Genomic DNA, 11466 nt, shown 5'->3' with positions numbered 1-11466 from the left:
ATCTCCTTTTAACTTAGAATGAATAATTTGGTGATTCTTTAGTAATTTGCACATCATGTGGGTGACTTTCTGCTAATCCAGCAGGTCCCATACGTGTGAATTGTGCTTCTTCTCTTAATGCTTCTAAGTTTCTTGAACCAGTGTAACCCATACCTGATCTCACACCGCCCATAAGTTGGTAAATCGTATCTTGTAATGGACCTTTATAAGCAATACGACCTTCAATACCTTCAGGCACGAATTTTTTAGGGGCTTTATCTTCTTGGAAGTAACGATCGTTAGAACCACTTTCCATTGCGCCTAATGAACCCATACCTCTATATACTTTATATTGTCTACCTTGGAATACTTCTGTTGCGCCAGGGCTTTCTTCAGTACCTGCAAGTAAGCTTCCTAACATCACAGCGTGTCCACCAGCTGCCAATGCTTTGATGATGTCTCCTGAGAATTTAATACCACCATCAGCAATAATAGCTTTTCCATGTTTACGTGCTTCTGTTGCACAGTCATACACGGCTGTAATTTGTGGCACACCTACACCAGCAACAACACGAGTCGTACAAATTGAGCCAGGTCCAATACCTACTTTGACAACATCTGCACCAGCTTCGTATAAAGCTTTAGTACCTGCAGCAGTCGCAACGTTTCCGGCAACTAATGTCACTTGTGGGAATTTTTCTTTAATGTGTTTAACCTGTTCTAAAACACCTTTAGAATGTCCATGAGCTGTATCAATAACTAAGGCATCTACACCCGCTTCAACTAATTTTTCAGCGCGAATATCTGTATCTTTTGCAATACCAATCGCTGCACCAACTAGCAATCTGCCAAGTTTGTCTTTAGCAGAATTTGGGAATTCAAGTACTTTTTCAATGTCTTTGATTGTGATTAAACCTTCTAATTTACCATCTTTAACTAACGGTAATTTTTCTATTTTATGTTGCTGTAATAGTTCTTCAGCTTCATCCAAAGTAGTGCCTACAGGTGCTGTAATTAAGTTTTCTTTAGTCATAACATCTGAAATCTTAATAGAGAAATCTTCAATAAAACGTAAATCACGGTTTGTTAAAATACCGACTAATGTTCTGTCTTCTTCATTGTTAACAATAGGTACACCTGAAATACGATATTTGCCCATTAATGCCTCTGCTTCATACACACTTTCTTCTGGCGTTAAGAAGAATGGATTTGAAATAACACCATTTTCTGAGCGTTTAACTTTTTGAACTTCATCTGCTTGATCTTCAATATTCATATTTTTATGAATGACACCTAGGCCACCTTGTCTAGCCATTGAGATTGCCATTTTAGATTCAGTTACAGTATCCATACCTGCTGAAATAACAGGGATATTTAATTTAATACCTTCTGATAATTGAACGCTCAAGTCTACTTCTTTCGGCAATACATCTGATTCTGCTGGTAACAATAACACATCATCAAAAGTTAAAGATTCTTTTTCAAACTTATTTTCCCACATATGAATACAGCCTCCTAATATTTGTTTTATAGCTCCATTATTCCATAGTTTCTATGTTTTGTTGATTCTTAATGCCGTTAAAAAAGAAATTCAAAACAATTGCTGAAATCGCACCGAGTACAATACCATTTTGAGTTAACCATGCGAATTGGTCTCCTAAAGCTTGAAACGCTTGTGGTACTGCACTTATACCCGTTCCTAGTCCAACTGATACCGCGATTATCAATAAATTATTTTGATTTTTGAAATTAATATTACCTAATATACTAACACCATATGCCATTACCATGCCAAACATTGCTATCATTGCGCCACCTAATACTGGTAGTGGAATCATATTGGCTAAAGCACCTAATTTAGGAATACAACCACAAATAATGAGCAAGATAACCATGCCATAGATAACTTTGTTCTTTTTAGCACCAGATAATGATACTAAGCCTACATTTTGAGAATAAGCAGTATACGGGAATGCATTAAAAATAGATCCTAAGATAATCGCAAGACCTTCAGCTGTATAACCTTTACGAAAATCTTTTCTTTCCAATTTCTTACCTGTAATTTCACTTAATGCATGGTAAACACCTGTTGATTCTATCAGACTGACTAACGCAACAATAAAGAATACTAAAGTTGCGCCAAAATCAAAGCTGAATGTTGAAAATCTAAATGGTTGTGGTAACGAAAACCAATGTGCTTCACCAACTTGTTTCACATCAACAATGCCAAATATTGACGCTAATACTGTACCTACAATTAAGCCAATCAATATGGCAATAGATTTTAAGAAACCTGTTGTAAAACGTTGCACAATTAATATGACTATTAATGTAATTACACCAAGTAAGATGTTTTTGGCATCACCAAAATTTTTAGCACCTTCTCCACCTGCTAAATAATTCATCGCTACTGGCATCAAATTGATACCTATAATTGTAACGACACTACCTGTTACAACTGGTGGAAAGAATTTAACTAAATATGAAAAGAATGGAGCAATGATGACAACCAATATACCTGATAAGAAAAGGGAACCATATAAATCACCTATGCCTTTGGTTTGCCCGATTAAAATCATCGGCGCAACGGCAGTAAATGTACAACCTAAGACGATAGGCAATCCGGTGCCTGTGCCTTTCCAAACTTGTAAAAATGTGGCTACACCACACATAAAAATATCAACAGTGACTAAGAAGGCAATTTGTTCTGGAGTAAAATCTAAGCTTGTCCCTACAATAATTGGTACGAGTATGGCGCCTGCATACATCGCCAATAGATGTTGTAAACTTAAGATAAATGTCTTCATGATTGTTCCTCAACAAATGTCACTTTATTTCCACTTAGAGAAGCAACTTTACATAAAGACGATACTTTCAACCCTGCTGTTTCTAAACGTTCTCTGCCTGGTTGGAAGCTCTTTTCAACTACAATGCCTACGCCAACAGTTTCAGCATTGGCTTGTTGAACAATTTCATTTAAGCCTAATGATGCATCACCATTAGCTAAAAAATCATCAACAATTAATACGCGATCATTTTCATCTAAAAATTCATCTGAAACCACTACAGTACTCGTCGTATTTTTAGTGAATGAATGGATATCAGCTTGATATGTATTTTTCGTTAACGTGCTAGGCTTTGCCTTTTTAGCAAATAAGCATGGTACATCAAAATGCATTGCTGCCATGATTGCTGGTGCAATACCAGATGCTTCAATCGTTAATACTTTAGTAATCCCTTCATTTTTAAATTGATTATAAAACGTTAGTCCTACATCGTGCATCAGCTTTGCGTCTATTTGATGATTTAAAAACCCATCTACCTTCAAAATCTTCTCATCAATGACGACACCGTCTGCCTCAACTTTCCGTTTTAACAAATCCACTCAAAAAACCTCCTCATTTTTTATACAAAAAAAATCCTAAACTAACTTAGTTTCAGGATCTATGAGTGAACGTGCAATACTATAAAGAACTGATAGCCTTCAACATTCATTTCCCTAATTATGTAGAAATTGAAAACACGACAATTGTTTTAGAAGAATATATTAATCACTTCATTTCCCAAATCAAACTTTAAAACGATTGAAGTTGAATGCTTTGTATTGTATTGGTTACCCATAGTCATGTCGTTAATGGCAACATGGTAGAAACTTCTAGAGCCATATTCTCTAGATTATATGAGTTAGATAAATTATTAACTGATGATAGCAAATTTCGGCATGATTTTCAACACGAATATTATAAGTAAGCGCTTTAAAGAAGGAGATTTATTAATAGTCAATTATGTTAGTAACCGCTTTCTTTACTTTTAAATCAAGATTGTCAGATACGCCACTTCATTATATAATAAATATATATTCGTTTTACCTAGTAGTTAATAGGGAAAGTATTAGATAAACAATAGAAAAGTGGACGGAGGGACAGTTAATGGCTGATTTTACAATCGTACAAAGTAAAGACGAAATACTACCAACTATCCAGCAAAAATTGTCAGAAGGATATGTTGAATCTGAAATTTCAGTAATTAGTAAGACAAAACTTCATTTTGACGAATTACATGATTCTGAAGTAAACCTAACAGCAACGAGTGGCTCATTCAGTGATAAAATGGCTAAAATTTTAACTGGCGAAGACGGTGAAGAAACTGTTTTAGCTTATTATGATATTAGCGATGATGATAAAGAGCGTTATAAAAAAGAGATCCTTGATAATAACTATCTCGTGATTGCAACTAAAGATAACTCTTCTCATGAAGAAGTACAAGAAGCAAATGCTGCATATACAAATAGTGCTATTAAAGATAAGCATTACGCAGAAGAAACAGAAGGACCAAAATCCTAATCTACGCTCAAGTAAAGTGTGATTTATACTATTATTTTAATAAGATCACAAAATACTTTCATATAGCTACTTAACATTATAGACTACCTTTATAAGGAGCGAACGCAGGAAATCACTTTGTATTTTGTGGTTTCTGTCTCGCTCCTATTTTATTCCTTTTATAAATGACCCATAGAATATTTTTATAAATTATTTCCACTGATTTCCATTTATTTACTATGTTATAATAAACGCATTATTATTGGGGGGCATCTATTCATGGATTTTAAGACTATCAAATCAATTGATGATCCATTATTTAAAGCAGCATTAAAACTTTATGATGGACAATTCGACATTGATTTATCTGAAGATGAACAAATATTTAAACAATCTTTAAAAAATGAACATACCAAAGATGACTATATCTTTTTAGTAGGCATACAGTCAGATAAAGTTGTTAGCTTAGCAACTGCACATTATGAAGCGACAACAAATTCTGCCTTTTTAATCTATTTAATTGCAAATGACCAACCGGACCACGATGAATTAATTACAAATACTTTGGCACGTATAGAAAAGGAAATTAATTATTTATCCAATCAATTACATGAACACGATGTAAACTTTATTATGCTAGAAGTACCTAAAGAACCAGAACTTGTTTCAGAAGATGAGCAACAAGTGCTCAGTAACAGACGCGAGTTTTTATTTAGCCATGGTTTTGAAAGACAATATGATTTAGATTATCTAGCCCCAAATTTAGACGGATATTCAGAAGGATTGCCTAAAGATTTGTTTATCAAATCTAATATAGAACTGACAAAAGACATATATGGGCCAAGTATTAAATCAAACTATATATTAAAGTATGTATTTGCGAACAGAATTTCTAGAAGTATTATTTACCCATTATTAGAAGAAATGGATTTACGTAAATCATAGTGTACACCACTTGAAATCACTGTTAAAACAGTTTAGACTAACATAGAGGTAAGACTGACGTTTCACTAACCGAAGACAAACGTCCGTATACATAAAATCACTTATGAAAGGACTCATTTCTATGTTAACTAAAGAATTTGCACAACGTGTTGAACTAAGTGAAAAGCAAGTCCGTAAAATCGTTCAACATTTAGAAGAACGCGGTTATCAACTTAGTAAAACCGAATACCGTGGCCGCGAAGCCACAGATTTCCAAGAAGAGGATATTGAACTCTTCCAAGATATTGCTGAAAAAGTGAAGCAGACAAATAGCTATGATTTAGCCTTCGAAGAACTTGAAAAGGAAAAAGATTTTCTACAGGTATTAGTCAAAGAGGATGACAACAACCTACCTTCAGATCAAAATGTGTCTTTACTCGTAGAAGATTTACGTACCGAAATTCAAAATATGCGTGACGAACGCCAAATGCTCGGACAAATGATTAATCAAGTGCACCAACAACAGCAAGAATTGCATAAAATGCAAGATCAAATTACATCTAAACTAGAAGAAAATACAGAATCACTGAAAGCAATTCAATCATCTACAGATGAAATTAAATCTACACAAAGTGTCATTCAGGATTCCCAAAAAGAACAAACAGAACTTGTGAAGTCTAATGTCGAATCTGAACGCGTGCATACAAATCAAAGTTCAATTAATAATGAAGCGAATGCATTCACTGAAAATACAACTGAGCAAGCAAATACGAAAGCAACACCTGAAAAAGCGACTGACACAGCAGATGCTCATACAAATACAGTTTCTGAAAATGTATCAACACAAACTGCCGATGAAGAAATCACACAAATTAGCGAACAACCTTCGACACAATCAGCAAATTCAGAAACTAAAAAGCAAGCTGCCGAAGTAAATTCAGCCGATAAAACAGATGACCAAATTGAACAAGATACACATAAAGAAACGTCTGAAGCTGAACAACAAACAGATCATAACAAAGAAACCGCATCAGCTTCGTCTACTACAAATGAGTCAGACGCACAACAAGCAAACACGTCTCAAGAAACAACGTCATACGCTTCACCACTTGCTAAAGAAGAGCGCAAAGAAGAACGTAAAGGATTTTTCGCACGCCTCTTTAATTTATAAGTTAAAGATGATACCAAAGCCAAAAAGTCTTTGGTTAAAAAAACGTCAATTTCTATTGAAATCGTATAGAAATTGACGTTTTTTGTTTTGCATAAAATTTCACAGTTTGTGATATAGCTATTATTCAAAAATTACAGCGCTATTTTGACTTTACTAAGGTCACTTTAAACTATAATATTACTCGAATCGAAATTCGTATTAAAATATCTACCAGCTTTTCTAAATCAAAAATTTTCCTTAATTTCATCCTAATTGAATTTCTATCTGATTTAGCCACAAACGCCTTGACACCATATTCTACCTAGATTTATAGCCCTTCCGATTCTGCTTCAAAAATAAAGTCATATAAATTTTATAATTTTTTTGAGTAATTGACTTGAATATTATTCGTTTTGCTACTATCCTTAGTATGCGTATCGGATTTAACAAAATAAATTAAATAAAAGAAAGTGTAGGTCTTGTTTTTATGTTATTAACAATTTTAAACATCATTATTTTTGCGGCCTTCCTTATCGGATTATATGTAATGGCAAGAAGACATGTTTCGTTTCCTAAACGTGTCTTTACAGCTTTAGGCATCGGGATTGTCTTTGGGATTGCTATTCATTTAATTTACGGTGTGGATTCAAAGGTCACTAAACAAACCACAGATTGGTTTAGTATAGTTGGAGATGGCTATATTTCATTCTTACAAATGATTGTTATACCTTTAATATTTATTTCAATCGTTTCCGCATTTACTAAAATTAATATTGGAGAAAAATTTGCTAAAATTGGCATCTATATCTTCATTTTCTTAATTGGGACTGTAGCAATTGCGGCAATTATCGGTATTATCTCAGCACTTGTCTTTGGCTTAGACGCATCTACGATTGATTTAGGTAGTGCCGAAAGCTCAAGAGGCAGTGAAATCGCAAGTCAAGCTAAGGATATGACAGCTAACACGCTACCACAACAAATCTTAGAATTATTACCAAGTAACCCATTCTTAGATTTCACTGGTCAGCGTACAACATCAACGATCGCTGTAGTGATCTTCGCTGCATTTGTTGGCTTTGCCTTCTTACGTGTAATGCGTAAACAACCTGAAAGTGGTCACTTACTTAAACGTGGTATCGATGCCGTTTATAATATCGTAATGGCAATTGTAACGTTTGTATTACGTCTAACTCCATACGGTATTTTAGCTATCATGGCGAATACAATCGCTACAAGTGATTTTGGTGCAATATGGACATTAGGAAAATTTGTAATCGCATCTTACGCGGCATTAATTGTAATGTATATCATTCACTTACTCATTGTAACTGGTATGGGACTGAACCCTGTTACATTTGTTAAGAAAACGTCTGAAGTATTGCTATTTGCATTTACTTCTCGTTCAAGTGCTGGTGCTTTACCACTCAATGTTCAAACTCAAAAAAATCGTTTAGGAGTGCCAGATGGTATTGCAAACTTCTCAGCTTCATTTGGTCTTTCTATTGGTCAAAACGGCTGTGCCGGCATTTATCCAGCAATGTTAGCAATCATGGTAGCACCGGCAGCTGGTGTCGAAGTTAATTTACAATTTATCTTATCTGTCATAGGCATTGTTGTGATTAGTTCATTTGGTGTAGCAGGTGTCGGTGGTGGCGCAACATTCGCATCTATCATTGTATTATCTACATTAAATTTACCTGTTGCATTGGCGGGTGTACTGATTTCAGTAGAACCACTTATCGATATGGGTCGTACTGCATTAAACGTTAACGACTCTATGCTTGCTGGTACAGGTACAGCTAAATTGACAAACAACTTAGATACTGACACTTATCATTCGAAAGAATACGGGGAAATCACAAGTTCATAATAAAAGACATCACTCACTATGAACTTCAGATATTTTTATAAATATAATTAAAGGTTGGAACGCTAGTCGTTCCAACCTTTTTTCATTTCTATACTTTTACTATATTATCAATTCAATTTTAATCATATTACTATTTTTGTCGTTTTATTGTTATCATCAGTTTTACGTAATTATAAATAAAGACAATAATCAAACTTAGCGATAATGATTTCAACAATAGGTTGACCCATGTACCGTTCGTAGTTAAATAATACGTCACGATACTATTTATAACAAACACAATAAAAATAATCCCTAACTTCAGTAACATGTCTCCCACCTCTTTTAATTTAGTTTAGTGGGAAACATGCATTTTTTCAATTTAATTTTTCAATACCTTCAATAGATATATCTTTACTTTTTAAGATTCAACACTTGTTTGTCCAAATATTTTTTTCTTTATTGCTTCTCCAGTTGGCGTTCCAGCTAGACCTCCCAGTCCAGTTTCTCTCAACGATGCCGGCAAGTTGCGTCCTACTCTATCCATCGCCTCTATCACTTCGTCTACTGGAATTCTACTTTTTATTCCAGCTAATGCTAAATCAGCTGAGATTAAACCATTGCCTGAACCAATAGCATTACGCATAACACAAGGTATTTCAACTAACCCTGCCACAGGGTCACAAACTAACCCTAATAAATTACTGATAGCTAATGCCATCGCATGACCACTTTCTTCAGGTGTTCCACCAAATATCTCAACTGCTGCAGCTGCTGCAATTGCTGAGGCTGATCCCACCTCTGCCTGACATCCACCAATAGCACCTGCCACACTTGCATTGTTTGCGATAATTTTGCCACATAGTGCTGCAGCAAATAAAAAATCAATCATCTGCGCTTCTGTTAAACCGTGTGTTTTTTCTAACTTGAATAATATGCCTGGTATTGTACCTGATGACCCAGCAGTTGGTGTTGCACAAATGATACCCATCGCAGCATTCACTTCATTTGTCGATATTGCACCTTTTAAAGCTTCTACCATATCATGTCCAGATAAAGCATGGTAATCTTCATTATATCGATCTAGTTTCACTGCATCATGTCCAGTATAACCTGTTACACTTTTCACACCATCTCCAGAAAGTCCCTTTTCTAACGCTTCTCTCATAACATCAAGATTTTGTTTCATTAATGCACGAACTTCATCCCTTGAAATCCCTTTTAATTCCATCTCCTCATGAATCATCATTTCAGCAAATGTTGTGTTCTGTGCCACTGCATAATCTATAATTTCTCGCATTGAATGATACATATTGCCACTCCTCTAACAAATATATGAAAAATTTAATTCTTTATATTTCTCACGTAATTTACTTAAACTATCTACATCTAAAGCTTTATTTAGATGTAATGCCAATAAACATTTGTCATTATTAATTGTTTTAATTTCTTCATTAATATCTACTTCATACTCAATCAAGTCATTAATCAAATGGTTAATTAAAGAAATATTAGCTTCTCCATCTACAACCAAAATAGGCAATGCATGATGCATGAGGATACAAAGCCCATCCACGTGGATACTTTTAATTTTAATTGTACCTCCACCAATTGAAATACCATTAATTTCTACATGTCTTCCATTACCATCTAATTTAATTAATGCGCAGTTCGGATGTTCACCCAAGCTAGCACTTGTTTCTTCTATAATTTCTATATCAATATTTTGTGCTTCCGCAAATGTGATAGCGTCTTTAATTCGCTCATCAAATGTGCTGAAACCCATTGACCCACCAATAATTGCTAAATCTGTTCCGTGACCCTTGTGCGTGGAGGCAAATGATTCATAATAATGAATCACAATCTTTTGAGGTTCAGACTGTAATACTGTTCGCGCAGCATTGCCTATTTTCACTGCACCTGCAGTGTGAGAACTAGATGGGCCCATCATAATAGGACCAATAACATCAAAAGCACTTTGATAATCTTGTTTTCTTGCCATTCTTCTCTCTCCTTAATTGGTCTGTTTTTTCATTCTAGGTAGATTGAAATTCAAGCTAGTCATATTAAATTTATTAATCATTTTTCCTATAACTAGACTTAATAAAATACTAGTAATTGATACCGTAATAATCGTAATCACAGATTTAATCGGGTCATTAAATCCAAACAATACAATAGCACCGGCAATTGGCGTCGCCATACCTGTCACATTGATTACTAATCCACTAAATGTGACGATACATGCGTTTACAACACCAATAAGTGCATTAGTACCATAGAGTTGCAAAGGATACTTCGCAATAATATCTATTTGGGTTAATGGTTCAACTGCAACAGCGAAAGCTTTGGAAGCGTTACCTATTTTTAATTGTTTAAACATAATGAAATTGACAAATGAGCTACCTGTACATGTCAGTGCACCAATCGCCATAGGCAAACCAGTTAGTCCTAATAAGCTTGTTAATACCATGGAACTAAGTGGTGTCATACCTGTAACAGGAATAATAAGACCTAAAATAATTGCTAATACATAAGGATTGTTGTCACCAACAGCTGTCACGGCACTACCAATTTGTTTTAATAAAGCGATAACACCTGGGCTCATAATACTTGCAAGAAGGAAAGAAACAGCAGGAGCAAATAAAATTACAGTTATTAAATCTAAGCCCTCTGGGACTTTTTTTTCTAAAAATTTAATAGCAAATGAAACCAAATAAGCAGCTAAAAAAGCGGGTAATAATTTAAAATCGTGAAGTACTAAACCAACGATTACAGCAAAAACTGGCGAGACACCTAATTTTAAACAAGTAAGAAAACCGACTGCTACACCACTTAAACTACCGGCTAAGTCACCAATTTCCTGCAAAAACTTAATGTCAAAGACGCCACCAATGGCATAACTTAAAAATGCTTGTGGTAAGAATGTTGCACAGGCAGCACCCGACAATGCTTGTAGCCCTTTCTTACCATAAGGTGCAAAATTTAAAAATAACGTCATAGCTAACAATACAATGAGTAGCGTTCCTACACCTAAAATAATATCCATTTCCTCAAACCTCTTTCTATTTTTCATTGATATCTATCATTTTTTATTTCCAACCACATCATAAAACTTTGTGAAAACACTTACAATGGCAAAAAACAGACTTTTATGAAATATTTGTGAATAAATTCACAAAATAATGAATTTTATATAATATAATAATCCATTTGTTATATTGTTTGTTATATTAAGTTAA

At 34.5% G+C, this 11466-nt stretch carries 11 protein-coding genes and 1 riboswitch; of the genes, 4 read left to right on the top strand and 7 right to left on the bottom strand.

What is annotated here, in order from left to right; all coding sequences use genetic code 11:
• Positions 1–13 precede the first annotated feature (13 nt).
• From guaB to xpt, 3 genes are read right to left on the bottom strand one after another with little or no spacing between them, the layout of a single operon-like run.
• The gene (gene guaB, locus KA814_RS11065) at positions 14–1480 is read right to left on the bottom strand and encodes an IMP dehydrogenase (RefSeq protein ID WP_046207044.1); all 1467 of its coding nucleotides are present in this window, start codon (positions 1478–1480) and stop codon (positions 14–16) included.
• 37 nt (positions 1481–1517) lie between these two features.
• Positions 1518–2786, bottom strand: a complete 1269-nt coding sequence (pbuX, locus tag KA814_RS11060; RefSeq protein ID WP_107359903.1) for a xanthine permease PbuX — start codon at positions 2784–2786, stop codon at positions 1518–1520.
• A complete protein-coding gene (gene xpt, locus KA814_RS11055; protein ID WP_046207046.1) occupies positions 2783–3364 on the bottom strand; it encodes a xanthine phosphoribosyltransferase in 582 nt (193 codons plus the stop codon). The genes pbuX and xpt overlap by 4 nt, the downstream gene beginning before the upstream one ends.
• A gap of 215 nt (positions 3365–3579) precedes the next feature.
• Positions 3580–3682: riboswitch (purine riboswitch) on the bottom strand.
• 226 nt (positions 3683–3908) lie between these two features.
• Between xpt and KA814_RS11050 the strand changes: the two genes are divergently transcribed.
• The 4 genes from KA814_RS11050 (at position 3909) to KA814_RS11035 (ending at position 8245) form a co-directional block, all read left to right on the top strand.
• Positions 3909–4322 carry a general stress protein gene (locus tag KA814_RS11050; protein WP_064209625.1) on the top strand — a complete coding sequence of 138 codons (414 nt, stop codon included), beginning with the start codon at positions 3909–3911 and terminating at the stop codon, positions 4320–4322.
• 258 nt (positions 4323–4580) lie between these two features.
• A complete protein-coding gene (locus KA814_RS11045; RefSeq protein ID WP_107359904.1) occupies positions 4581–5246 on the top strand; it encodes a hypothetical protein in 666 nt (221 codons plus the stop codon).
• A 121-nt stretch (positions 5247–5367) separates the two neighbouring features.
• A complete protein-coding gene (locus KA814_RS11040; protein WP_046207049.1) occupies positions 5368–6396 on the top strand; it encodes a hypothetical protein in 1029 nt (342 codons plus the stop codon).
• Between the two features lie 466 nt (positions 6397–6862).
• Entirely contained in the window at positions 6863–8245 is a 1383-nt protein-coding gene (locus KA814_RS11035) for an L-cystine transporter (protein WP_046207050.1), read from the top strand.
• A gap of 130 nt (positions 8246–8375) precedes the next feature.
• Here KA814_RS11035 and KA814_RS13690 read toward each other — a convergent pair whose 3' ends face one another.
• The 4 genes from KA814_RS13690 to KA814_RS11020 form a co-directional block, all read right to left on the bottom strand.
• Complete coding sequence (locus tag KA814_RS13690) at positions 8376–8555, bottom strand: hypothetical protein (protein ID WP_071562246.1); 180 nt, start codon at positions 8553–8555, stop codon at positions 8376–8378.
• Between the two features lie 90 nt (positions 8556–8645).
• Entirely contained in the window at positions 8646–9536 is an 891-nt protein-coding gene (gene sdaAA, locus KA814_RS11030) for an L-serine ammonia-lyase, iron-sulfur-dependent, subunit alpha (protein WP_046207051.1), read from the bottom strand.
• A gap of 12 nt (positions 9537–9548) precedes the next feature.
• The gene (gene sdaAB / locus KA814_RS11025; protein ID WP_064209629.1) at positions 9549–10226 is read right to left on the bottom strand and encodes an L-serine ammonia-lyase, iron-sulfur-dependent subunit beta; all 678 of its coding nucleotides are present in this window, start codon (positions 10224–10226) and stop codon (positions 9549–9551) included.
• 12 nt (positions 10227–10238) lie between these two features.
• A complete protein-coding gene (locus KA814_RS11020; protein WP_046207053.1) occupies positions 10239–11273 on the bottom strand; it encodes a PTS sugar transporter subunit IIC in 1035 nt (344 codons plus the stop codon).
• Between the last annotated feature and the right edge of the window lie 193 nt (positions 11274–11466).

It is taken from the genome of Staphylococcus sp. GDY8P196P (genome assembly GCF_017891705.1).
Classification (GTDB): Bacteria; Bacillota; Bacilli; order Staphylococcales; family Staphylococcaceae; genus Staphylococcus; species Staphylococcus ureilyticus.
Note: the sequence above shows the minus strand (reverse complement) of the source record. Positions and strands in the feature narration are given on the sequence as shown.

Excerpts from the sequence above, each read along its gene's own strand:
- KA814_RS11020 (WP_046207053.1), bottom strand. The coding sequence starts at position 11,273 with ATGGATATTATTTTAGGTGTAGGAACGCTACTCATTGTATTGTTAGCT.
- sdaAB (WP_064209629.1), bottom strand. The coding sequence starts at position 10,226 with ATGGCAAGAAAACAAGATTATCAAAGTGCTTTTGATGTTATTGGTCCT.
- KA814_RS11050 (WP_064209625.1), top strand. The coding sequence starts at position 3,909 with ATGGCTGATTTTACAATCGTACAAAGTAAAGACGAAATACTACCAACT.
- pbuX (WP_107359903.1), bottom strand. The coding sequence starts at position 2,786 with ATGAAGACATTTATCTTAAGTTTACAACATCTATTGGCGATGTATGCA.
- KA814_RS11040 (WP_046207049.1), top strand. The coding sequence starts at position 5,368 with ATGTTAACTAAAGAATTTGCACAACGTGTTGAACTAAGTGAAAAGCAA.
- KA814_RS13690 (WP_071562246.1), bottom strand. The coding sequence starts at position 8,555 with ATGTTACTGAAGTTAGGGATTATTTTTATTGTGTTTGTTATAAATAGT.
- KA814_RS11045 (WP_107359904.1), top strand. The coding sequence starts at position 4,581 with ATGGATTTTAAGACTATCAAATCAATTGATGATCCATTATTTAAAGCA.
- sdaAA (WP_046207051.1), bottom strand. The coding sequence starts at position 9,536 with ATGTATCATTCAATGCGAGAAATTATAGATTATGCAGTGGCACAGAAC.
- KA814_RS11035 (WP_046207050.1), top strand. The coding sequence starts at position 6,863 with ATGTTATTAACAATTTTAAACATCATTATTTTTGCGGCCTTCCTTATC.
- guaB (WP_046207044.1), bottom strand. The coding sequence starts at position 1,480 with ATGTGGGAAAATAAGTTTGAAAAAGAATCTTTAACTTTTGATGATGTG.